Here is a 24,640-nt window from a genome sequence, read left to right as displayed (position 1 = left end):
ATGAAAAATATTTGTGACTGGAATAATTGTAATGAAATTGGTGAATACAGAGCACCAATTGAGAAGGATAATAGCAGGAAATATAGAATGCTTTGTCTAGAACATGTTAAAGAATTTAACAAAAACTGGAATTATTTTTCTGGGATGAGTGATAACCAAGTAATCAATTTTTTAAAGTCAGATATGACTTGGCACAAACCTACTCAAGATTTTAGTTCTTCAGATAATTTTTTTAAAGTCCTATGGAACACAACATTAAAAGATGAATTTGATAAAGATAAATTCAATGGAGACTATAATCATATGCGTCAATTTAAATTCGATCATAAAGATATTAAAGCATTTGGAATATTGGGAATATCTGTGGGTTTAAAATGGCAAAAAATACAAGAAAAATTCAAAGTGCTTGTTAAAAAATTTCACCCTGATATGAATGCCGGAAATAAAAAATACGAGGAAAAATTAAAACTGATCACTTTAGCTTACACACAGCTAAAAAACACTTATAGGGAAAAAATTGACTCCAAATCTTAAAATTCAACCTGACATAAAAGTTTCTTTAAAACAATCTTTTGGAATAGATTCTGAAATGGAAGTAGATGCATTTTCAAAAAAAAGTGAATATGTGCCTGAAATAGATAAAAACTATAAATTTGATAGAGATACTACACTTGCAATCATTTCAGGATTTGCGTTCAATAAAAGAGTATTAGTACAAGGATATCATGGTACTGGAAAATCAACACACATAGAGCAAATAGCTGCAAGACTAAACTGGCCGTGTATTCGAGTAAATTTAGACAGTCATGTTAGTCGAATAGATTTAATAGGTAAGGATGCAATTGTCCTAAAAGATGGAAAACAAGTCACACAGTTTAATGAGGGTATTCTACCATGGTCAATTCAAAATCCAGTTGCTTTAGTATTTGATGAGTATGACGCTGGAAGGCCTGATGTTATGTTCGTTATTCAAAGAGTTTTAGAGGCTGAAGGAAATTTCACGCTACTAGATAAAAACAAAGTAATAAGTCAAAATAAGTATTTCAGATTGTTTGCTACATCTAATACAGTTGGGCTTGGTGATACTACTGGACTTTATCACGGAACACAGCAAATCAACCAAGGTCAAATGGATAGATGGAATATTGTAACAACATTAAACTATCTAAGCCTAGATAGAGAAATGGATATAGTTTTATCAAAGAATAAAAATTTAAATAATGCTAAGGGAAAAGAAAAAGTTGCTAATATGATTAAAGTAGCATCCTTAACTAGAAAAGGTTTTATTGCTGGAGATATATCTACTGTAATGAGTCCAAGAACAGTCCTTCATTGGGCTGAAAATTCTGAAATTTTTAAGGATACCGGATATGCATTTAGAGTAACCTTTTTAAATAAGTGCGATGATATTGAGAAAAATACAATCGCGGAATATTATCAAAGATGTTTTGGTGAAGAATTGCCTGAGTCTTTGATCAATATTCAAATTTAAATGAGCAATAAAGAAACAAATTTAAAAGAAAAATTTAGAATTGCTTTATCTTCAACAGCAAAAGTAATCGCAGACGATATTGATATAAACAATAAATCTTCTGAAGATAAAAAAACGAAAGATATTTCATCTTTTGAAATAAATGATCTAACCAGTCCAAGTGATTTTATAAAATTAAGGGCTGAAACAGACTCTACAGCACTTAAAAAAAGGTTTTCTAATGAAAAAATTTACAAAAAAAATTTACCTTCAAACACTTCATCTAGATCTTTATATAATATAGCTGAAAAGATTAGATATGAAGCCCTAGGAGGCAAAATGTTAAAAGGAATTCAAAAAAATTTTTCTGAAAACTATTCACAAATAATTAATCGTAAAAGAAAAGATCAGCTTAAAACAAAAGAAGACGTTCCTGTTGCTGAAGCATTTGAGCTATATATGCTTAAAAATTTTCATAATATAGACCTAAATCCTTTAACGTCTAGAATGCTTAATTTCTGGGAAAAAGATTTTGAGCAATCAATTAAGAAGCATAAAGAGTTTTTATTAAATAATTTAGAAAATCAAAATACATACAGTTCTAAATTTTCTGAAATACTTGAAGAAATGGATATTTTTCAAAGCGATGAGGAAGACCAAGAAGAGGAAGAAAATCAAGATCAAGGTCAAGATAATCCATCAAATGATGACCAAAATAAAGATAATGAAGATAGCAAAGATGAAAATGATGAACAGCAAACAGAGGCATCTGTTGATGCTGATTATAGTATAGACGAGTTTAATTTGGATGAGCAATTATCTGATGTTGAGTCTGACGAACAAAACTCTGAGCAAGTAATTCAAAAAAAAATTGATAATGTAAATATAGATTATAAAATATTTACTACACAATACGACGAAGTGGTTAAAGCTGAAAATCTAGAAAATGCAGATGAAGCTACTAAACTTAGGAAAAATTTAGATCAGCAGTTAATTGGTTTCCAAGATGTAATTACCAAGTTAGCTAATAAACTTCAAAGACAATTACTAGCAAAACAAAATAGAGCTTGGGAATTTGATTTAGAGGAAGGCTTACTTGATAGTTCAAAGTTACCAAGAATAATAATGGATCCATATAACTCTTTGTCATTTAAAAAAGAAAAGGATTTAGATTTTAAAGATACAGTTGTAACTTTACTTATTGATAATTCTGGTTCTATGAGAGGAAGACCAATAACGATTGCTGCTATTTGTGCAGATATTTTGTCAAGGACACTCGAAAGATGTTCGGTCAAAGTAGAGATTTTAGGATTTACTACAAAAAACTGGAAAGGTGGACAGAGTAGAGAATTTTGGACTAAAAATTCAAAACCAAAAACACCTGGAAGACTTAACGATCTAAGACATATAATTTATAAAGGTGCGGATACACATTGGAGACAAGCAAAAAATAATTTAGGCCTGATGTTAAAAGAGGGTTTGTTAAAAGAAAATATTGATGGCGAAGCTATATCTTGGGCATACAACCGTATTAAAAAAAGAAAAGAAGAAAGAAAAATTTTAATGGTAATTTCTGATGGAGCTCCAGTTGATGACTCAACACTTTCAGTAAATTCAGGAGACTTTTTAGAAAAACATTTGAAGAAGATGGTCAAATTTATTGAGAATAAATCTGATATTGAAATTTTAGCGATTGGTATTGGACATGATGTTTCAAGATATTACAACAGAGCTATAAAAATAACTGATGTAAATGAGTTAGGAGATGTAATGATATCTCAACTTAGCTCTTTGTTCGAAACAAAGAAAAAATTTCATTAAATATTAAATAAATCTGTATTTCTCCATTTAATTATTACTTCTGCGCCAGATCTTGTTTTAGAGTTTCTACATATTACAGAAGCAAAATTTTTTTCTAACAGTGTTTTTCCTATAAACAAACCTAAACCTAGTCCTGTTTTTGATTTATCTTGAGGATTATTTGATTTTAAATATGGCTCTCCTATTTTTGATAAAATATCTTTTGGATAACCTGGACCATCATCTTCAATACTTATTTCAGTAAATTCACTATCACTCTTTAAATTTATGAAAATATTTTCATCAGAAAATTTATTAGCATTACCTATAAAATTTCTTAGTCCATAAACAATTTCTATTGATTTAACTATTTTTTTCGAATTAGAGTCTTGATCAAAATTAAAAATAAACTTCTTTGTACTTATCTCTTTAAATGAATTTAAAATTTCATTTAGGTAATCTCTAATTGTAATATCTACATCAATAAACTCATCCTCTTCGTCTGGATTTAAAGTTAATTTTTTTAGTATTTCATTACATCTTTCAACCTGACTAGATAATAAATTAATATCTTTTTCTACGTCTTTATTACCTTCAAATTGTTTTAGTAATTCTTGAGTAATTATTTTTATGGTTGAAAGAGGTGTTCCTAATGAATGAGCAGCTGCTGCTGCTTGACCGCCCAAGGACAATAGTTCATGTTCTTTGGCCATTACTTCTTCCATTTTCGTAAGAGCTTCTTTTCTTAACCTAGATTGAGTTCCAAATGTCATTGCAAAATAATTTAAAAAAACAAGAGCAATAATCAAAGCAATCGGGATAGAGTAATAATAATAAGGGCTTACATGAAAATGATCTCCAAGTGGAGAAGGTAATTCTGTTGAATAAAAAGTTAAAAATATAATTGATAAAGCTGTTAACAACACAAGCATAGTATTTGTTCTAAAACTTAAATTAGATGATGAAAATACACTTGGAATAATTATAAAAATAATAAATGGATTAAGAATTCCACCTGACAAGTAAAGTAAAATAGCTAATTGCATAATATCAATAACTAAAAAAATGAAAGCTGATCTGTCGGATAATTGAGTTTTTTTATAAATAAAAATTAAGTAAAAATTACTTATGATGCCAATGATTATAATTAGATTAGAAGTTATAAAGTCAAATTTAAAATCTAATACAAAGTATACAAAATTAACTGCAATTAACTGTCCAATTATACCAATCCATCTTAAGGTAATATAAGTAGATTTTTTGAATGAGTGGTGTTTTGAAGTTTCAAAAAACTTCATTTTTAAATATCAAGATTTTTTACATTGATAGCATTTGAGACTATGAAATCTTTTCTTAACGCAACATCACTTCCCATTAGTGTATGGATAAGACTTTGATCTTTTTTAAGATCTTTAGAGTACTGAACTTGAAGCAAATTTCTAGTTTCAGGATCTAAAGTTGTATTCCACAACTCTTCTGGATTCATTTCACCAAGACCCTTAAACCTTTGTATATTCATTTTTGATTTTTCTAAATCTAATGCATTTGAATAGTCTTTTGATCCTCTTTTCAATTTCTTTAATTCCTTGTTATTATTTACGATATAATCCTCTAATTCTTTTTCATCTTTAATATAAATCCCTTTTGAACCTTTATTAATTTTAAACAATGGTGGTTGGGCTAAATAAACATGTCCATTTTCAATCAATTTATTAAATGGCTTGTTATTAAAAAAAGTTAACAACAATGCTCTTATGTGAGAACCATCAACATCGGCATCAGTCATTATAATTATTTTACCGTATCTTAAATCTTTTAAATCTATTTCCTGAGATTTAGGATCAAGTCCCAGTGCATTAATTAATGTTACTATCTCATTTGAAGATATCATTTTTGCAAGAGCTTTTGTTCTTAGATCTGAACCATTACCATTGCCATTGCCATTTTTTTTTAAATTTATGTCCTCTACATAAGTATTTAAAATTTTACCTCTTAAAGGCAAAACCGCTTGATTTGCTCTATTTCTTCCTTGTTTAGCGGAACCACCTGCTGAGTCTCCCTCAACTATAAACAATTCCGTACCTTCTTGTTTTCCTATCTGACAATCAGCTAATTTTCCTGGTAATCCACTTAACTCAAGGGCTCCTTTTCTTCTTACATTTTCTCTCGCTTTTCTTGCAACATCTCTAGCCATAGCTGCTTGAATAACTTTAGCCAAAACTATTTTGGCAATTGATGGATTTTGATCAAACCAAATTGATAATTTTTCATTTACCAAAGTTTCAACAATCATTCTTACCTCAGACGAAACTAGCTTATCTTTGGTTTGTGAAGAAAACTTAGGATCAGGGATTTTAGTTGAAAGCACACACGTTAGGCCCTCTTTAATATCATCTCCTGAAATAGCTAATTTATTCTTTTTTAATAAATTATTTTCATTGGCATATTTATTTACGACTCTTGTAAGAGCACTTCTAAAACCTAATAAATGTGTTCCACCATCTTTTTGATAAATATTATTTGTGTATGGAAATATATCTTCTGTATAACCAGCATTCCATTTTAATGAACACTCTATTTCAATGTTATTCTTTTTGCCTTCAATGTAAATTGGTTTTCGAAATAAATCATTACCATTTTTATTTTGTAGTTTTTCTCTTTTCTCATCTAAAAAATCTACAAACTCTAAAACACCACCATCATATTTAAATTCAGATATTTTTTCTTTTTTTTGACTAGCATCAGTAAAAATTATTTTAATACCTTTGTTTAAGAAAGCTAACTCTCTCATTCTTTTAATTAAAATATTTGCACTAAATTTAATTGATGAGAATATATCTTTTGAAGGTAAGAATGTTATTTGAGTACCTGTATTTTTAGATTTACCAACTACCTTTAGAGGTGATTTTGCTTCACCATTTTTAAACTCTATAAAATGTTTTTTTCCATCTCTATTAATTTCTAATTCTAATTTTTCTGACAATGCATTAACAACTGAAACACCAACTCCATGTAGTCCACCAGAAACTTTATATGAGTCATGATCAAACTTACCACCAGCATGAAGTTGAGTCATAATTACCTCAGCTGCAGATTTTTTTTCCCCTTTATGCATGTCGACAGGGATACCTCTTCCATCATCATTTACAGTAACTGTTCCATCAGAATTAATTTTTACATTAATATTTTTACAATGTCCTGCTAACGCCTCGTCTATCGAGTTATCTACAACCTCATAAACCATATGATGTAAACCTGTGCCATCATCAGTATCTCCTATATACATCCCTGGTCTTTTTCTGACTGCTTCAAGACCTTTTAAAACTTTAATTGAATCTGCTTGATATGTATTTTTGCTTGTCATTTTTTAAATTTTGGAAAGAAAAAATTATAACATTTTTTTGAAAAATTGCTGATTTATCTTAATAATTTAACAGTTTAATACTCAAATTACTGTTGAAAAACGTGGCATATTTAATGGCGGAGAGAATGGGATTCGAACCCATGAAAGAATTGCTCCTTTACACGCTTTCCAAGCGTGCGCCTTCAACCACTCGGCCACCTCTCCAGTTATTTTTCTTTCGAAATTTTAAGAACACCAATAAATGCCTCTTGAGGTATTTCCACTCTTCCAAATTGTTTTGATCTAGCCTTACCCTTTTTTTGTTTTTCTAATAATTTTCTTTTTCTATCTGTAGCTCCACCTCCATGAATTTTTGTTAAAACATCTTTTTTAAATCCTTTGATAGTTTCTCTAGCAATAATTTTTCCTCCAATTGCAGCTTGTACAGGAATCATAAAATTATGTCTTGGAATTAAATCTTTTAATTTTTCACAAACTTCTCTTCCTGTTTTTTGAGCAAAATCTTTATGTATCATCATAGCTAAAGCATCAACAGGTTCGCCATTCACTAAAATACCAAGTTTTACTAGGTCACCTTCTCTATGCTCAATTATTTCATAATCAAAACTTGCATATCCACTTGTCATTGACTTAAGTCTATCGTTGAAATCAAACACAACTTCGTTTAAGGGAAGTTCATAATTTACTACCGCTCTACTTCCAGAATAACTAAGATTGGTTTGTACTCCTCTTTTGTCTTGACACATTTTAATTATTGAACCTAGGTACTGATCTGGAGTAATAATGGTTGCCTTAATCCAAGGTTCTTCAATATATTTTATTAATGTAGGATCAGGTAAGCTTGATGGATTTTGTAAATCCATCATATCACCATTGTTCAAATGAACTTTATAAACTACCCCAGGGGTTGTTGTTAATAAATTAACATCAAATTCTCTTTCAAGTCGCTCTGTTACAATTTCTAAATGAAGCAAACCTAAAAACCCACATCTAAAACCTAACCCTAAAGCTGAAGATGACTCCGGTTCAAAAGAAAAGCTCGCATCATTTAATTGTAACTTTGCCAAACCATCTTTTAATTTTTGAAACTCTGAGCTATCTACAGGAAATAGTCCACAAAATACTACGGGTTTACTTGGTTTAAAACCTGGTAAAGCTTCTTTTAATGGTTTTGTTGCATCACAAATTGTATCTCCAACCTTTGTTTCTGATAACACTTTTATTCCTGTTGTTATAAATCCTATTTCTCCTGTTTTTAATTCAGTGATATCAACTGGCTTTGGTGTAAAAACACCAACTTTTTCAACGATATATTCTTGATTTGTAGACATCATTTTGATCTTCATGTGTTTAGAAAGTTTCCCATCTATAACTCTAACTAATATTACGACACCTAAATAAGTATCGTACCAACTATCGACCAGTAGACATTTTAAATCCGATGAACTTTCTCCTTTTGGTGCTGGTAATGTGGTTATAATTTGCTCTAAAATATCTCCTATCCCTTCGCCAGTTTTTCCAGAGCAAGGAATAGCATTCTCAGTATCTATCCCAATAACCTCCTCAATTTGCTTTTTTGTTCTCTCTAAATCAGAAGCTGGTAAATCTACTTTATTTAATACTGGGACAATTTCATGATTTGTATCTAATGCTTGATAAACGTTTGCTAAAGTTTGGGCCTCAACTCCTTGTGTACTATCCACAATCAAAATTGAACCTTCACACGCATACAATGATCTACTAACCTCATAGCTAAAGTCTACATGTCCTGGTGTATCTATAATGTTTAAAATATATTCTTTTCCATCTTTAGCTTTATAATTTAGCTTTACTGTTTGAGCTTTAATAGTGATACCTCTCTCTCGTTCAATATCCATTGAATCTAAAACTTGAGCTTTCATTTCTCTTTCAGTCAGACCACCACAACTATGAATTATTCTGTCTGCAATAGTAGATTTTCCATGATCAATGTGTGCAATGATTGCAAAATTTCTTATATTATCGATTGAACTCATTGGCTTTAGGATCGAATTTTTGCGCCAATTTTATTTTCGACTGTTTCTATAATTGACTTATTTATTTGATCTAAATCCACTTCTTTAAGAGTTTTTTCTTGAGATTGAATTGTAACACTGATCGCAATTGATTTTTGGTTGTCAGGAATATTATCACCCTCATAAACATCAAAAACTTTAATGTTAGAAATCAAATTTTTATCAACATTTGATACAGCATTTACTAAATCTTGAACTTTAATTTTCTTATCAACTATAAAAGCAAAATCCCTCTCTGACTTTTGATAATCTGAAACAGAATATTTTGTTTTTTGATCTTTTAATGATTTTTTTGGTAATTTTAAATTATCAAGAAATATTTCAAAACCTACTAAAGACTCGGTTTTCATATCTATTTGCTTAATGATATTTGGATGAATTTCACCAAAGTATGCAGCCACACTTTCTTTACCTCTGTTCAAAAATAATCTTCCTGATTTACCTGGATGATAATAATCAGGAGTTTCGTCATCAATAAAAAATTTTTCTGCATCGTAACCTGCTTCAACTAAAGTTTGAACTACATCTTTTTTAATATCAAAAACATCGACACTTCTCTCTTTTTCTAACCAAGAAAGACGAGATTTTTTTCCAGCAGATAAACCACAGACTACTATATTTTGTTCACCAGGTTGTTTTCCAAAAAATGTTGGTCCTATTTCGAAAATAGATAAATCTTTAAAACCTCTATCTATATTTTTGCTCATATACATAATTAAATTTGAAAATATTGAATTTCTTAAAACTCCTAATTCTGAACTTATAGGGTTCACAATTTTTAATTCATCATTTTGTCCTTTGAAATGATCATTATATTTTGCATCTGTGAAAGACCAAGTAATTGCCTCCAAATAACCTTTTGAAGCAACAGATCTTTGAAGGAAATGAAACAATTTTTGAGTTTGTGTTAAAGTAGATTTTTTTCTCTCTTTGATAGGTTCTTCTATCTTTATTTTATCATACCCTACTATTCTTACCAATTCCTCAACAACATCTATTTCCTGAGTAATATCTGGTCTCCAGGATGGGATACTTAGTTTAAAAACTTTTTTATCTTTTTTACACGTAAAGCCTAGGTTATCTAAAATTTTTAACATATCTTTCGTTAAAATTTTAAAACCTGTTACTTTTTCAAATGAATTTGGATCAAATTTAATTATTGGATTTTTAAATGTACTAATTTTTTGGATATCTATTTTACTAATTTCACCACCACAAATTTCTTTAATTAAAAAAGCTGCTTTGTTTAAACCTTCTTCAATTGATAATTGGTCTATTCCTCTTTCAAATCTAAATTTTGCATCTGTATCAATATTTAATCTTTTTGCTGTTCTTCTAATTGATCTTGGGTCAAAATAAGCTGACTCGATTAAAACGTTTTGTGTATCCATTTCTGTTCCAGATCTTGTGCCTCCGATGATACCACCAAGTCCTAACACACCCTTATCATCACTAATTACACACATATCATCTTCAAGTTTATAGGTTTTGTTATCTAAAGCTGTGAACTCTTCACCAGATTTTGAGTTTCTAACAATTATACCTTTTTCAATTTTATCAGCATCATATGCGTGTAATGGGCGATTAATATCAATCATTACATAATTTGTAATATCAACAATTGCTGAAATAGGTTTTTGACCTATAGAAATTAATTTATCCTTTAACCACTTTGGACTTTCAGTATTTTTTACATTTGTTACCAAACAGCTTCCAAAAGAAAAACATCCTTGGTTTTTTTCATTTGTAATTTTTACTTTAATTGTTTGAGATTTTTTAGATTTTATTTTTTTTTCTTTAATCTGTTTTAATTTACCAAAGCCTGAAGCTGCTAAATCTCTAGCTATTCCTCTAACACCAAGACAGTCCGGTCTGTTGGGTGTAATTGATAAATCAATCAAATTAGAACTAGATTGAATAAAAAAACTTTTTCCAATACTATTGTTGTATTTCGAGGATGAAAGCTCAGTAATTCCATCACTTTCCTCAGACAAATTAAGTTCAGATTCAGAACAAAGCATACCATAAGATGTAACATCTCTAATTTTTGCTATAACTAATTTAGTTTTATTTTTTGGAATAACCGCACCAGGAGGTGCATAAACAGTGATCAAACCTTCTCTAGCATTTGGTGCACCACATACTACTTTCTTAATCTCTTTTTCACCTACATCAACATCACAAACTTTTAAACGGTCTGCATTAGGATGTTTTTCAGTTTTTAAAATTTTTGCTACTTTAAATAAGTCTAAACCTTCAGATAAATTTTCAACACTTTCAACTTCAAGTCCAATATCAGTTAATTTCTCAAGTAACTTCTCTTCTTTAACACTTACAGATAAGTGATCTTTTAACCAATCAAATGTTATCTTCATCGACTTAGACCTCTATAATTTGTGGGTACATCAAGTGGATCAAATCCAAAGTGATTTAACCATCTATAATCACAGTCAAAGAAAGCTCTTAAATCATTAATACCGTATTTTAGCATTGCCAACCTGTCTATACCTATGCCAAATGCATATCCTTGGTATTTAGCAGGATCAACTTTAACATTTTTTAAAACGTTTGGATGAACCATTCCACATCCTAAAATTTCAAGCCACTGATCTCCTTCTCCTATAACAATTTTACCATCTTTAATTTCGTAACCAATATCTACTTCTGCAGATGGTTCTGTAAAAGGGAAATGACTTGGTCTAAATCTCATTTTGATTTTTTCCACTTCAAAGAACTCTTTAATAAAATAATTTAAACATCCCTTTAAATGACCCATATTAATATCTTTATCTATATGAAGGCCCTCAACCTGATGGAACATTGGTGCATGTGTTTGATCACTATCTGATCTATATGTTCTACCTGGAGCAATAATTTTAAAAGGTGGTTTATCCTTTAACATAGTTCTAATTTGAACTGGTGAAGTATGCGTTCTTAACAAAACTTCCTTATTTTCGTCTAAATAAAAAGTATCGTGCATATCACGAGCTGGGTGGTTATCTGGAGTATTTAGTGCAGTAAAATTATTATATTCATTTTCTACATCTGGTCCTTCTTCAACACTAAAACCTATTTCTGAAAAGATAGATGAAATCTCGTCTATCGTTTGAGATACAGGATGGATTTTACCTCTAACAAAAGATCTCCCTGGTAAAGTTATATCAACTCTTTCTTTTTCAAGTTTTTGATTAATTTCTTTTGTCTCAATTTCTTTAATCTGTTCTGAAATTAAAGATTGAAGTTCATCCTTTATTTTATTTAAATCAGCTGCAAAAGTTTTTCTATCAGACTCTGGAATTGATCCTACTGTTTTGAATAAAGATGAAATTTGACCATTTTTACCAAATAACTCTGTTTTGATTGTATTGATTTCATCTAAGCTTAATTCATTTTTAAGCTTTGATAAAAATTGATCTCTAATATTTTTTATGTCTGACATATTAGTAGATTATTTCGTTAAGAAATAAAAACAATAGAGATTAATTTAAAGCGGATTGAGCTTTTTGTACAATTGTTTTAAATGCTTCTGGACTATCGTAAGCAATTTCAGCTAAAATTTTTCTATCTATTGCAACACCACATTTACTTAAACCATTAATGAATTTTGAATAAGTCATACCCTCTGCTCTTACACCAGCATTAATTCTTTGTATCCATAATGATTTGAAATCTCTTTTTTTGTTTCTTCTATCTCTGTAAGCATACTGCATGGATTTCTCCATAGCTTGTTTAGCAACTCTGATAGTATTTTTTTCTTCTGCCCCACTGACCTTTTACGGCTTTCAAAACTTTTTTATGTTTTGCTTTACTTGTTACGCCTCTTTTAACTCTTGCCATTATTACCCTCTTAAACTGTAAGGCATGTATGATTTAACAATTTTGCCATCTTGTTTAGACAAAGTCGTGGTGCCTCTTAATTTTCTAATTTGCGAATTCGTTCGTTTAATCATACCGTGTCTTTTACCTGCTTGAGCAGATATAACTTTGCCCTTAGCTGATATCTTAAATCTTTTTTTTGCTGAGCTTTTTGTTTTTAATTTTGGCATAATTCTGCGGACTTATACAAAGAATGTTGAAATTTTACAACCTCTATTAAGGCTTATAAAGGTTGAATTACCATAATCATTTGCTTCCCATCAAATTTAGGTTGCAACTCTACTCTACCAATATCCTTCATATCCTCTTTAATTTTACCCATCAGTTCATTGCCTAAATGAGAGTGTTGAAGCTCTCGCCCTTTAAATCTGATAGTAAATTTAACTTTATCTCCTTTGGAGATAAATTTTTTTGCATTTTTGACCTTAAATTCGTAATCATGAGTTTCTGTTACAGGTCTCATTTTAATTTCTTTTAATGAAATTATTTTTTGTTTCTTTTTTGCAAGATTTGCTTTTTTTTGAGCATCATATTTATACTTACCCATATCCATGATTTTACATACAGGTGGGTTAGCATTAGGTGCAATTTCAATTAAATCTAATCCTTGGTTTTTTGCCATTGATATAGCTTCATTAGTACTAATCACTCCAAGATTTTCACCATCACTTGCAATTACTTGAACGTCAGGTGAAGATATTCGGTTATTAGATCTTGGACCTCTATCCTTTGTTCTTCTTTGAAAGTAATTTTGTTTGAAATCTGCCACTTAGTTTGATGATGCTTTATTTAAAGCAGAGAAAGTTTTTAAAAATGAATCTATATCCATATTTTCTTGTTTATTAGAGTCTAACCTTCTAATAGTTACTGAATTGGAGTCAACTTCTTTTTTACCACAAATTAATAAAAGAGGTATTTTCGCCAAAGAATGATCTCTAATTTTATAGTTTAAATTATTATTTTTAATATCAACTGCAGAACTTATGCCTGCATCTTTAATTTTTTTAGATACTTTTATTGCGTAATCATTAAATTCTTCTGAAATTGGAATTACCATTGTTTGTAAAGGTGAAATCCAAAAAGGAAATTTACCAGCATAATTTTCAATCAATATTCCTATAAATCTTTCTAGAGAACCAAACAACGCTCTATGAAGCATAACAGGAACTTTTTTTGTTCCGTCTTTATCAACATATGATGCATCTAATCTTCCAGGTAAATTTAAATCAACTTGCAAGGTTCCACATTGCCAATCTCTTCCAATAGCATCTCTTAAAACAAATTCAATTTTTGGGCCATAAAAGGCACCTTCGCCTTTATTGATACTATATTCTAACTTAGAAGCTTTAACTGCTTCAAGAAGTGAAGCTTCTGCCTTATCCCAAACTTCATCATCTCCAACTCTAACCTCTGGTCGATCAGCATATTTTAAAATCACATTTTCAAACCCAAGATCTTTATAAATATCTAGTATTAAATTTGTTACATTTAAACACTCGCTCGTAATTTGATCTTCCGCACAAAAAATATGCGCATCATCTTGTGTAAAAGCTCTTACTCTAAGCAAACCATGTAAAGCACCCGATGGTTCATAACGATGAACCTTACCAAATTCTGTGATACGTAATGGAAGATCTCTATAACTTTTCAATCCTTGATTAAATACTTGAATATGACCAGGACAATTCATTGGTTTTATTGCAAACACTTTCTCATCAGGAGTTTCTGATGTGTACATATTTTCTCCATATTTTTCCCAGTGACCAGATTTTTCCCACAATTGTCGGTCTAAAATTTCAGGCGTATTTACCTCTTTGTATCCAGCAGCATCCTGTCTGCTTCTCATATAATTAATTAATTTTTGAAATAATGCCCACCCTCTCTCATGCCAAAAAACTGAGCCTGGACTTTCTTCTCTAAAATGAAACAAGTCCATTTCTTTTCCTAATTTTCTATGATCTCTTTTTTCTGCTTCTTCTATTCTTTTTAAATGCTCATCTAAATCTTTTTGAGAAGCCCAACTTGTACCATAAATTCTTTGGAGCATTTCATTCTTTGAATCACCTCTCCAATAAGCTCCTGAAACTTTCATTAATTTAAAGTATTTTCCAATTTTACCTGTTGAAGAAAGATGTGGTCCTCTACAAAGATCGTGCCAATCTCCATGAAAATAAATTGAAACATCTTCATTCTCCGGTATTGCTTCAATTAACTCAGCTTTATAGATTTCACCTTTTTTTTTAAAATGATCTATGGCTTTATTTCTATCCCAAACTTCCCTTTTGGTAATCTCATCTCGATCAACGATTTCTTTCATTTTATTTTCAATCTTTGTTAAATCATCTTCTGTAAACGGATCTTTTCTAGCAAAATCATAATAAAATCCGTTTTCAATTACAGGGCCAATCGTAACTTGTGTTCCTGGAAACAATTCTTGCACTGCCATTGCTAATATGTGAGCAGTATCGTGTCTAATGGTTTCTAGACCCTCAGGATTTTTAGATGTAAAAATTTTTACCGAACAGTCTTTCTCAATTAAATGTTCTAAGTCTTTTAACTCACCATCTACACTTATTACCATTGCTTGTTTAGCCAATGATTTACTAATTTTTTCTGCTACTTCTAATCCAGTAACTTTATTTGGGAAATCAGTATTATTTCCGTCAGGTAATGTAATTATAGGCATTTAATTTATTAATCTTTTATACTCTGAATAAGTAGAAAAGCACATTTTTTCAACATTAAATTTTTGAACTATATTTTTTCTTCCTTCAACACCAATTAATTTTAATTGAGTTTCGTCAATTGTCAGAGTTTTTAAAATTTTCTGACTTAAAGACTTTGCATCACCCGCTTTAAATAAATAGCCTGTTTTTTCATCAACGACAGTCTCATTGGAGCCACCAATATTACTCGCGATAATTGGTTTCTCCATAGATTGGGCCTCTACAGAAACTCTACCAAAAGCTTCCGGTTCAATAGAAGATGAAACAATTATATCAGAAACTTTGTAAGCTAATGCCATATCTTTACAGTGATCGATAAATCTTAGCTGTTTAGTCAACCTATATTGTTCTGAAAGCCTTATTAGTTTTTTTTTTATACAAATCTCTTCCTTGATCACTTCCAAGGATAACAGCATAAAATGCCTCATAACCTAATTCAATATTTACCAGATTGATTGCTTCAATAAATACCTCTTGTCCCTTCCAAGTAGTTAGTCTACCGGGCAAAAGTATAATCTTTTTATCTTTTTCTATTTCCCATTGTTTTAATAATTTTTTCTCTTCAGTTTCAAGTTTTGTGGTAGGATCAAAATAATCAACATTAATTCCTCTAAATATTACTAATAATTTTTTTTTTTGATTTAAGTAATTTGAATAATTTTCTTTGATGTGTGAAAAAATAAAGTTTGATCCTGCAATAATTAAGTCAGATCGAACCATTACTGAATTATATAATTTTTTCAAATTACTTTTAAAATTATAAGTTCCATGAAATGTAGTTACAAACTTTCTGCTTGTTATCTTAGAGGCGATTAAACAAGACCATGCAGGCGCTCTACTTCTTGCGTGTATGATCGAAATATTATTAAATAAAATAATAAAGGTTAAAATTATCGCATTAATTAAAATTAATATTGGATTTTTACTTTGAACTGGAAGTCTAAAAACTTTTACTTTATTTTTGTCTACAAATTTAAGTAACTCACCACCACTAGTAACTATAAATGACTTACAACCGTTTTCTGGTAAATAGTGAGCAATATCATAACAGCCAGTCTCTGCGCCGCCATATCCAAGTTTTGGAATTACTTGCAAAACTTTTAAATTAGATGACATTTGATATGATTATATATTAATTAGCAATTCTTATAAACGATTATGGCAAATTTCAGATTCCACACAATTTCAAAGTCTAAGAAAATTAGACATATTTGTAAAATTTATAAAAATTCTCCATTCATAGTTTTCTTACATGGATTTATGTCAGATCTTGAAGGAAAAAAGCCAGATGCTTTTTTAAAATTTGCAAGAAAAAATAAGATAAGTTTTCTTGCTTTAGAATATTCGGGTCATGGAAAATCTACAGGTAAATTCACAAATGGAAATATTTCAAAATGGAGTAAAGAAACTTCTACGTTAATAAATAAATATATAAAAAATAATAATTTTTATGTTATTGGCTCAAGTATGGGTGCTTGGATTGCTTTAAGACAATTCAAAGTATTTAAAAAACAAATTATAGGATTTTTAGGTATTGGGTCGGCACCTGAGTTTTTAGAAAATTTGATGTGGAAAAAATTCTCTAAAAAAATAAAGCAAGAAACAATCCAAAAAGGTATATATCACCTAAAACATGGGAATTATGAGTATCCAATAACATATCAGCTTATAAAAGATGGAAGAAAAAATAGAGTTTTAAATAAAAAAATAAATTCAAAAATTAATGTTACCATGGTGCATGGTGAATATGATGAAGCTGTTCCGGTAAGTTTTTCCAGAAAAGTTTTAAAAATATTTCCAAAAGCAAAAAAGAAATTGATAATTGTAAAAAAAGGTGACCATAGCTTATCAAATAAGAAATGGCTTAATATAATCTTAAAAGAATTAAAATTTTTAATTAACTAACTTCTTTTATAACTTTTTTTAAGCTGATAGGGTTTTTAAGTTTATCTAACATTTCTTTAGGACAAACCTGAATGAAATTATTAATTTCATTACCATAATTTTCAATTATTTCTTTAGATAACAAAGATCCTGTCTCTTCATGGTGTTCTTTAATTAAATTTTTTAAATTTTCTTTCCAATAATCTGTTTCAACATTCTGCCAGACAACTGACTCTGGGTTTACTTTTTTTTCAAATTCTTGCGATTTATCATAGATAAATGCCATACCACCTGTCATGCCAGCAGCAAAATTATCTCCAACATCTCCAAGAATTACTACAGTTCCACCTGTCATATATTCACATCCATTAGAGTCACATCCCTCAATAACCGTAATTGCACCTGAATTTCTTACAGAGAATCTTTCACCAGCTTGACCAGCTGCAAAAAGTTTTCCAGATGTTGCTCCGTATAGAACTGTATTTCCCAATATAGTATTTTCATTTGAAACTAAGTTACTTTCCTCTGGTAGTCTTATAGAAATTGTAGCTCCTGAAAGACCTTTGCCGACATAATCATTTGCATCCCCTTTTAATACCAACTTCAAACCTTTGGATGAAAAGGCTCCAAAAGATTGACCAGCTGATCCTTTAAAGTTTAATACTAAAAAATTATCATCAAGTTTTTCATAACCATATTTTTTATATAAATGATAAGAAATTCTTGTTCCAACTGCTCTATGTGTATTTTTAATTAAATATTCTTTTTCAATTTTTTCAGAATTATCTAAAGCCTTTTCAATCTCCGGCCATATTTCTTGGTCTAGAGTATCTGGCACTGAATTAATTTCTTGGTTTTCACAATATCTAGTATTGTTCCCAGTATCTGCTTGAACAAATAAAGGATTTAAATCTAAATCATCTAAATTATCTGAACCCTTGCTAACTTGTCTAAGTAAATCAGTTCTACCAATAATATCGTTTAATGATTTAAAACCTAATTTAGCTAAAATTTCTCTAACCTCAGTTGCTATAAACGTAAATAGATTAACAACCTTATCTGGTGTTCCAGTAAATTTTTCTCTTAATTTTTCATCTTGAGTACAGACACCAACGGGACATGTATTCGAATGACATTGTCTTACCATTATGCATCCCATTGCAACTAGAGCAGTTGTTGCAACTCCATACTCTTCTGCTCCCATCATGGCTGCTATAACAACATCTCTACCTGTTTTAATTCCCCCATCAGTTCTAAGTGTAACCGTATGTCTAAGATTATTTAATGTTAAAACCTGATTAGCCTCTGTTAATCCCATCTCCCATGGAATACCTACGTATTTTACACTTGTTTGCGGGGTAGCTCCAGTTCCACCGTTATGTCCTGAAATTAATATTATGTCTGCTTTTGCTTTAGCAACTCCTGCAGCAATAGTCCCAACTCCTGAAGATGCAACTAGTTTTACTCCAATTCTTGCTTTTGGATTAATCTGTTTTAAATCGTAAATAAGCTGCGCAAGATCTTCAATTGAATAAATATCGTGGTGTGGTGGAGGAGAAATTAGTGTTACTCCAGGCGTTGAGTGTCTTAACTTTGCTATTTCATCAGTAACTTTGAAACCTGGAAGTTGTCCACCTTCTCCTGGCTTTGCACCTTGTGCAATTTTTATTTCAATCTCATTACAATTATTTAAATAATTAACTGTTACACCAAACCTTGCTGAAGCTATTTGCTTTACTCTTGAGTTTGCACTATCTCCGTTATCTAACACTTTAAATCTTTTCTCATCTTCACCACCTTCACCGCTGCAAGAAGCTCCTTTAATTCTATTCATACCTGTAGCCAAAGTTTCATGTGCCTCTTTAGATAAAGCACCATGAGACATGCTTCCGCTTCCAAATCTTTTTAAAATATTTTCTATTGGTTCTACTTCTGAAATATCTATAGCTCCCTTTAATTTTTTTTCTCTAAAATCAATTAAGTCCCTTAAATTTATTGGTGGTAAATTGTAAATACCTTCTGCATATCTCTTATAGGCGTCATAAGAATTAGAACCAACTGCACTTTGAAGTAAATGTATAAGTTTCCCTTGATATTGGTGTGTTTCTCCATTTTTTCTATATCTATAAATCCCTCCAATAGGAAGAATTGTATCTGTGCTTTCAAATGCTTCTTTATGAATTGCTCTTATTTTTTTTTCAATTCCAGTAAGTCCAATACCAGAAATTTTAGACACAACTCCTGGAAAATAATCTGAAACAATAGTTCTGCTCAATCCAACAGTCTCAAAATTGCATCCACCTCTGTAAGAACTTAAAACAGAGATACCCATCTTAGACATGATTTTTAATAAACCTGCATTGACAGATTTAATGTATCTTTCAACACATTCTTCAAAGCTAAACTTTCCAAATAATTTTTTTTCAAATCTTTGATATAAACTATCGAACGCCAAGTAAGGATTGACTGTTGTTGCTCCAACACCGATTAAAGTTGCAAAAGAGTGTGTATCTAATGCTTCTCCAGATTGGACATTGATTGATACATATCCTCTTAATTTTTTCTCAATTAAAAACGAGTTGATTGCACCTACTGCAAGCAGCATTGGAATTGGAAGTTTTGAAATTGATATATCTTTATCGCTAAGAATTAATTGTGTAACACCCTGTCTAACAGCAATTTCTGCATCTTTTTGAATTTTTTTAATAGCTTCGTACAAACTATTACTTTCTTCAAAGGTGCAATCAATTATTGTTGAATTATTTCCAAAAAAATTGATAAATTTTTCAAACTGAGAATTAGATAATATTGGGCTATTAAGAACGTAAATATTCTGTTTTGTTAAATTATCAAAATCTAGAATATTGCCCAGATTTCCAAATCTTGTTTTTAAACTCATCACTTTGTTTTCTCTCAAAGAGTCTATTGGTGGATTTGTAACTTGGCTAAAATTTTGTCTAAAAAAATGATACAGAGGTCTATATTTATCTGATAGCACAGCTAAAGGGGTGTCATCACCCATAGACCCTGTGGCCTCTTTTGCATCCTCAGCCATAGGGTGTAAAATTAATTCAAGATCCTCTAAGCTAATTCCAAAAGTATACTGTCTTCTTCTTAGATCATCCCCTGAAAAAGAATTTTTTTCATCCTCAATCGTTAGTTTGTCATCTAAATCAATAATTTGTGAATTAAAATGTTTGTACTCTTTTGCTAAGTAATCCTTAATTTGTTTATTAGTAAATACTTTACCTTTTTCAATTCTTACTCCTATAATTTCTCCAGGACCTAATCTTCCTTTTGATAAAATTCTTTTTTCATTTAGCTCGATCATCCCAGTTTCTGAGCCTGCAAACAATAACTTATCCTTTGTGATTGCATATCTTAGAGGTCTTAATCCATTTCTATCGTTTGCTGCAATAACCCACTCATTGTCAGTTCCAGCTATAGCGGCAGGTCCATCCCAAGGTTCCATTGTGCTATTTAAAAAATTGAATAATTGCTGATGATCTTTTGGTAAAGTCTTATTCTTTTTAGACCATGCATCAGGAACTAACATTAATTTAGCTAATGGTGCAGGTTGACCTGAAATGTTTAATAATTCGAAAACATTATCTAAAGCTGCAGAATCTGAGGCTCCTTGTTGAATAACTGGCTTAAGATTTTCTATATTATCAAATAATGGACTATTCATTTCTTGCTCATGAACTTTCATCCAATTTTTATTTCCTCTATAAGTGTTAATTTCTCCATTATGTGCAATTGCTCTAAATGGTTGGGCAAGATTCCAACTTGGAGCTGTGTTGGTTGAAAACCGCTGATGAAATATTGCATATCTTGATACAAATCTTTCATCATTTAAGTCTAGATAAAATTCTGAAATTGCTTCGGCTAAGAACATTCCTTTGTAAATAATTGACTTTGAGCTTAACGAGCAAATATAAAAATTATTTAATGATTTTTTGAAAGCTTCGTTTTCGATTTTTCTCCTTGTCTCATAAATTCTTCTCTCCAAATCTTTATTGGTAAGTTCTTTATTATGAGGTTTGAAAAGTACTTGAATAATTTCAGGCATAGTTTGAAAAGCTTTTTCACCTAAAACCTTTGGATTAACAGGAACTTGTCTCCATCCATAAATATTAAAATCATTTTTCGTTAATTCGCTTTCAACAATTGTTTTGCAGCTCTCTTGTGCTGCATAGTCATTACGTGGAAGAAAAATCATTCCTACGCAGATTTCAGAATTATCGTGCGTGTGTCCTGTAACTTCAATTTTCTCAATAAAAAAATCTTTTGGAATTTCTACGTGAATTCCAGCTCCATCTCCTGTTTTCCCATCAGCATCTACCGCACCTCTATGCCAAACAGCTTTTAAAGCTTCAATTCCATATTCAACTACATTCCTGGATTTTTTTCCCTCAGTGGAAGCTATTAAACCTACTCCACACGCATCATGCTCCATATCCTCAGAATAGACATTGTTTTTCTTAAGTAGATCAAAATTTTTTTTATAAGTTTTCATTAAGCAACTTTTTTCTCATTTTTAGATTTTGTTTCTAAATAATTTTTTATGGAATCTGCTGCGTCTCTACCATCTTTAATTGCCCAAACAACTAATGAAGCTCCTCTAACTATATCCCCAGCAGCAAAAACGCCACTTAGATTAGTTTCCATAGTATCAAAATCAGTTTTTATTGTTCCCCATTTTGTAACTTGAAGTTCATTGCTATCGAATAAATTAGGTAAATCCTCTGGATCAAATCCAAGAGCTTTAATAACCATATCTGCTTTTATTTCATAACTTGATCCTTCTTGTACTTCGGGTTTTCTTCTACCAGTTTCATCTGGTTCACCTAACTTTATTTGATCTACAAGTAAATTTTCTACCTTATTAGTTCCTTTAAATTCTTTAGGACTAGATAGCCATACAAATTCAACACCTTCCTCTTCAGCATTTGCAACTTCTCTTGCTGAACCGGGCATATTTTCTTTATCTCTTCTGTATAAGCATTTTACTGATTTTGCTTTTTGTCTTACTGAAGTTCTCACACAATCCATTGCGGTATCACCTCCACCAATTACAACAACATCTTTTCCCTCTGCATTTAGAATTCCCTTATCAAATAATTCAACCTCATCACCCAATCCTTTTTTATTTGATGCTGTAAGAAAATCCATTGCTGGAAAAATATTGTCTAAATCATTACCTGGTAAATTAACTTCTCTAGCTTTGTAAACTCCCGTTGCAATTAATACTGCATCATGTTTTTTTCTTAATTGCTCTAAGCTTGCATCCTTGCCAACTTCGAAATTTTGTATGAATTCTATTCCACCATCTCTTAAAAGCTTTGTTCGTCTTTCAACTATTTCTTTTTCTAATTTAAAATTTGGAATTCCATATATTAATAATCCTCCAGCTCTATCATAACGATCGTAAACTGTAATTTTATACCCATTTTTTCTTAACTGTTCTGCCGCTGCTAATCCCGCAGGACCAGCTCCTATAATTCCGACACTTTGATTTTTTTCATTTGTAACTTCGATTGGTTTAACCCAACCTTGTTCCCAAGCATTATCTGTTATATATTTTTCAACGGAACCAATTGTAACTGTTCCGTGACCAGACTGTTCAATTACACAATTTCCCTCACACAATCTATCTTGCGGACAGATTCTTCCACAAACCTCGGGCATATTATTAGTGCTTTGTGAAAGCTCGTATGCTTCTTTTAATCTTCCCTCGGCAGTTAACTTTAGCCAGTCAGGAATATTGTTACTTAAAGGACAATGAACCTGACAGAAAGGAACTCCGCACTGAGAACATCTACTTGATTGTTCTTTAGCTTTTTCGTTGATATATTCGTCATATATCTCGTTAAAATCCTTTTTTCTTTGATCAACTTCCCTTTTAGGTGGAGTTTGCTGACCTATTTTTACAAATTTTAACATTTTATCAGTCATAAAAAATATAATTTTCGGCAAATTATATAATGATTTTATAAAATAAAGCATTTAATAGGTCATATTTATTGACCTTTAATCTTTCATTTTTGTTATAAACAAACGGGTTTCTAATAAATGCATAGCTACTATGATCAAATCGTATTGTTTGAAATATAAGCTTTATAAGCTACGAAGAAATTATGTTTCAGAATATTATAGAAGTTTTAATTCTTTCAGCAATTCAAGGAGTTTCAGAATTTCTTCCGATAAGTTCTTCTGCACATTTAATTTTAGTTTCAAGTTTGTATGAATTTAAATCTAGCTCATTACTAATTGATATTAGCCTTCATCTAGGATCTCTTTTTGCAATAGTTTATTATTTCAAAGAAGAGTTATTAAACATTAATAAAAATAAAAGACTAATAAGTTTAATTATTATTGGATCTATTCCATTAATAATCTTTGGATATATTTTATACACTACAGGGCTAATTTATAGTTTACGAAACATTGAAACTATTGCATGGACAACTTTAATATTTGCAATTGTTTTATACATTTCTGACAAAAGTCGTTTTGATAAAAAAATTTCTACAAATTTAAATATTCAATCAATTTTATTTATAGGAGTAATGCAAATTTTATCATTGATACCTGGAGTAAGCAGAGCAGGCGTTACAATAACAGCTGCGAGGATTTTAAAGTTTAATAGAGTGGATTCGAGTAAAATATCTTTTTTACTATCTGTCCCAGCATTAGCTGGTGCAAGTGTACTTAGTTTAAAAGATATTTTTAATCAACCAACAGAATTTAATTATTTGGTAATAATTGCAATTATATCTTCTTTTATTCTTTCTTTTTTAACAGTTAAATATTTTTTAATATTTATAAATAAGTTTTCTATGAATGCATTTGTAATTTATAGAATAATAATTGCTTTAGTATTGTTTAGTTTAATTTATTAAATTTTTTTTCTTTTTATAAGTGGGAGTAATTGTGATAATAAAACTCCACACAAAATAAAAAAACATCCAAGTATATTATTTATATCTAATAATTGATTTAAAATAAACCATGCAGCTACAGTTGCAAATACACCCTCAAGGGAAAAAATAATTGCTGCTGGTGCAGGTGTAATATTTTTTTGTGCATAAATCTGTAATACAAATGCAAATCCTCCAGATAATATTCCAGCATATAATATAGAATACATTTCCATTAGAATGTTGTTCCAAACAAATTCTTCATAAAGAATTCCAATGAAAAAAGACAAAATAGCTACGATTAAAGTTTGAATTGCTCCAATTGTAAGTGGAAGATTGTATTTAGAAATAATAATTCCAGTAAATATAATATGTGTGCTCCAAAATAAAGCTCCTAGTACAACCAAGGTATCTCCCAACCTAACAGTTGCATCGTAAAAATTTGTTAATAAATATCCTCCAATTAAACATAAAATTACTGAAGGCCATACACTCCAATGTATTGATTTTTTTCCAAACAAATAAATTATGATAGGCACCAT

General features: G+C 30.3%; 18 protein-coding genes, 1 tRNA gene and 1 pseudogene. 5 read left to right on the top strand and 15 right to left on the bottom strand.

What is annotated here, in order from left to right:
* The 3 genes from AMN99_RS00640 to AMN99_RS00630 are packed head-to-tail and all read left to right on the top strand — an operon-like array spanning nt 1 to nt 3,292.
* Nucleotides 1-534 carry a J domain-containing protein gene (locus AMN99_RS00640; protein ID WP_075505933.1) on the top strand — a complete coding sequence of 178 codons (534 nt, stop codon included), beginning with the start codon at nt 1-3 and terminating at the stop codon, nt 532-534.
* The gene (cobS, locus tag AMN99_RS00635) at nt 518-1,492 is read left to right on the top strand and encodes a cobaltochelatase subunit CobS (protein ID WP_075505932.1); all 975 of its coding nucleotides are present in this window, start codon (nt 518-520) and stop codon (nt 1,490-1,492) included. The genes AMN99_RS00640 and cobS overlap by 17 nt, the downstream gene beginning before the upstream one ends.
* Nucleotides 1,493-3,292 carry a cobaltochelatase CobT-related protein gene (locus tag AMN99_RS00630; protein WP_075505931.1) on the top strand — a complete coding sequence of 600 codons (1,800 nt, stop codon included), beginning with the start codon at nt 1,493-1,495 and terminating at the stop codon, nt 3,290-3,292.
* On the opposite strand, the gene AMN99_RS00625 is transcribed toward AMN99_RS00630, so the two are convergent.
* From AMN99_RS00625 to AMN99_RS00575, 12 genes and pseudogenes are all read right to left on the bottom strand, one after another.
* Complete coding sequence (locus tag AMN99_RS00625; RefSeq protein WP_075505930.1) at nt 3,289-4,569, bottom strand: ActS/PrrB/RegB family redox-sensitive histidine kinase; 1,281 nt, start codon at nt 4,567-4,569, stop codon at nt 3,289-3,291. The two genes, AMN99_RS00630 and AMN99_RS00625, sit on opposite strands and share 4 nt — an antisense overlap.
* 2 nt (nt 4,570-4,571) lie before the next feature.
* A complete protein-coding gene (locus tag AMN99_RS00620; RefSeq protein ID WP_075505929.1) occupies nt 4,572-6,635 on the bottom strand; it encodes a DNA gyrase subunit B in 2,064 nt (687 codons plus the stop codon).
* 114 nt (nt 6,636-6,749) lie between these two features.
* Nucleotides 6,750-6,839: transfer RNA gene (locus tag AMN99_RS00615), tRNA-Ser, on the bottom strand.
* Nucleotides 6,840-6,841: 2 nt separating this feature from the next.
* The gene (gene lepA / locus AMN99_RS00610) at nt 6,842-8,650 is read right to left on the bottom strand and encodes a translation elongation factor 4 (protein WP_075505928.1); all 1,809 of its coding nucleotides are present in this window, start codon (nt 8,648-8,650) and stop codon (nt 6,842-6,844) included.
* A 5-nt stretch (nt 8,651-8,655) separates the two neighbouring features.
* A complete protein-coding gene (gene pheT, locus AMN99_RS00605; RefSeq protein WP_075505927.1) occupies nt 8,656-11,064 on the bottom strand; it encodes a phenylalanine--tRNA ligase subunit beta in 2,409 nt (802 codons plus the stop codon).
* Nucleotides 11,061-12,128 carry a phenylalanine--tRNA ligase subunit alpha gene (pheS, locus tag AMN99_RS00600; RefSeq protein ID WP_075505926.1) on the bottom strand — a complete coding sequence of 356 codons (1,068 nt, stop codon included), beginning with the start codon at nt 12,126-12,128 and terminating at the stop codon, nt 11,061-11,063. Before pheS ends, pheT begins: the two co-directional genes overlap by 4 nt.
* 40 nt (nt 12,129-12,168) lie before the next feature.
* Nucleotides 12,169-12,526: pseudogene (gene rplT / locus AMN99_RS00595) on the bottom strand (50S ribosomal protein L20).
* Between the two features lie 2 nt (nt 12,527-12,528).
* Complete coding sequence (gene rpmI, locus AMN99_RS00590) at nt 12,529-12,735, bottom strand: 50S ribosomal protein L35 (protein ID WP_023854436.1); 207 nt, start codon at nt 12,733-12,735, stop codon at nt 12,529-12,531.
* A 53-nt stretch (nt 12,736-12,788) separates the two neighbouring features.
* Nucleotides 12,789-13,334 carry a translation initiation factor IF-3 gene (gene infC / locus AMN99_RS00585; RefSeq protein ID WP_075505925.1) on the bottom strand — a complete coding sequence of 182 codons (546 nt, stop codon included), beginning with the start codon at nt 13,332-13,334 and terminating at the stop codon, nt 12,789-12,791.
* Nucleotides 13,335-15,251 (bottom strand): threonine--tRNA ligase, encoded by a 1,917-nt coding sequence (gene thrS / locus AMN99_RS00580; RefSeq protein WP_075505924.1) that lies wholly within the window; start codon nt 15,249-15,251, stop codon nt 13,335-13,337.
* Nucleotides 15,252-15,629 carry a glycosyltransferase gene (locus tag AMN99_RS05840; RefSeq protein ID WP_256998080.1) on the bottom strand — a complete coding sequence of 126 codons (378 nt, stop codon included), beginning with the start codon at nt 15,627-15,629 and terminating at the stop codon, nt 15,252-15,254.
* Between the two features lies 1 nt (nt 15,630).
* The gene (locus AMN99_RS00575) at nt 15,631-16,407 is read right to left on the bottom strand and encodes a glycosyltransferase (protein ID WP_256998079.1); all 777 of its coding nucleotides are present in this window, start codon (nt 16,405-16,407) and stop codon (nt 15,631-15,633) included.
* Nucleotides 16,408-16,449: 42 nt separating this feature from the next.
* On the opposite strand from AMN99_RS00575, the gene AMN99_RS00570 reads away from it, so the two are divergent.
* A complete protein-coding gene (locus AMN99_RS00570) occupies nt 16,450-17,196 on the top strand; it encodes an alpha/beta hydrolase (protein WP_075505923.1) in 747 nt (248 codons plus the stop codon).
* Here AMN99_RS00570 and gltB read toward each other — a convergent pair.
* Nucleotides 17,189-21,694 (bottom strand): glutamate synthase large subunit, encoded by a 4,506-nt coding sequence (gltB, locus tag AMN99_RS00565; RefSeq protein WP_075505922.1) that lies wholly within the window; start codon nt 21,692-21,694, stop codon nt 17,189-17,191. The genes AMN99_RS00570 and gltB overlap by 8 nt on opposite strands.
* A complete protein-coding gene (locus tag AMN99_RS00560) occupies nt 21,694-23,133 on the bottom strand; it encodes an NAD(P)-dependent oxidoreductase (protein ID WP_075506061.1) in 1,440 nt (479 codons plus the stop codon). Before AMN99_RS00560 ends, gltB begins: the two co-directional genes overlap by 1 nt.
* 182 nt (nt 23,134-23,315) lie before the next feature.
* Between AMN99_RS00560 and AMN99_RS00555 the strand changes: the two genes are divergently transcribed.
* Nucleotides 23,316-24,080, top strand: coding sequence for an undecaprenyl-diphosphate phosphatase (locus AMN99_RS00555; RefSeq protein WP_075505921.1), 765 nt, complete (start codon nt 23,316-23,318; stop codon nt 24,078-24,080).
* Here the strand turns inward: AMN99_RS00555 and AMN99_RS00550 are convergent.
* A partial coding sequence (locus AMN99_RS00550; protein WP_082255126.1) for a DMT family transporter occupies nt 24,077-24,640 on the bottom strand: 564 nt, incomplete at its 5' end. The genes AMN99_RS00555 and AMN99_RS00550 overlap by 4 nt on opposite strands.

This window comes from Candidatus Pelagibacter communis (assembly GCF_001180225.1).
GTDB classification, from domain to species: Bacteria; Pseudomonadota; Alphaproteobacteria; order Pelagibacterales; family Pelagibacteraceae; genus Pelagibacter; species Pelagibacter ubique_D.
The sequence above is the reverse complement of the archived record's forward strand: the minus strand, read 5'-3'. Positions and strand labels throughout refer to the sequence as shown.

Bases quoted from the DNA above. Each gene is read 5' to 3' on its own strand.
- AMN99_RS00640 (WP_075505933.1), top strand. From the start codon at position 1: ATGAAAAATATTTGTGACTGGAATAATTGTAATGAAATTGGTGAATAC.
- AMN99_RS00630 (WP_075505931.1), top strand. From the start codon at position 1,493: ATGAGCAATAAAGAAACAAATTTAAAAGAAAAATTTAGAATTGCTTTA.
- AMN99_RS00625 (WP_075505930.1), bottom strand. From the start codon at position 4,569: ATGAAGTTTTTTGAAACTTCAAAACACCACTCATTCAAAAAATCTACT.
- AMN99_RS00620 (WP_075505929.1), bottom strand. From the start codon at position 6,635: ATGACAAGCAAAAATACATATCAAGCAGATTCAATTAAAGTTTTAAAA.
- lepA (WP_075505928.1), bottom strand. From the start codon at position 8,650: ATGAGTTCAATCGATAATATAAGAAATTTTGCAATCATTGCACACATT.
- pheT (WP_075505927.1), bottom strand. From the start codon at position 11,064: ATGAAGATAACATTTGATTGGTTAAAAGATCACTTATCTGTAAGTGTT.
- pheS (WP_075505926.1), bottom strand. From the start codon at position 12,128: ATGTCAGACATAAAAAATATTAGAGATCAATTTTTATCAAAGCTTAAA.
- rpmI (WP_023854436.1), bottom strand. From the start codon at position 12,735: ATGCCAAAATTAAAAACAAAAAGCTCAGCAAAAAAAAGATTTAAGATA.
- thrS (WP_075505924.1), bottom strand. From the start codon at position 15,251: ATGCCTATAATTACATTACCTGACGGAAATAATACTGATTTCCCAAAT.
- AMN99_RS00575 (WP_256998079.1), bottom strand. From the start codon at position 16,407: ATGTCATCTAATTTAAAAGTTTTGCAAGTAATTCCAAAACTTGGATAT.
- AMN99_RS00570 (WP_075505923.1), top strand. From the start codon at position 16,450: ATGGCAAATTTCAGATTCCACACAATTTCAAAGTCTAAGAAAATTAGA.
- gltB (WP_075505922.1), bottom strand. From the start codon at position 21,694: ATGAAAACTTATAAAAAAAATTTTGATCTACTTAAGAAAAACAATGTC.
- AMN99_RS00560 (WP_075506061.1), bottom strand. From the start codon at position 23,133: ATGACTGATAAAATGTTAAAATTTGTAAAAATAGGTCAGCAAACTCCA.
- AMN99_RS00555 (WP_075505921.1), top strand. From the start codon at position 23,316: ATGTTTCAGAATATTATAGAAGTTTTAATTCTTTCAGCAATTCAAGGA.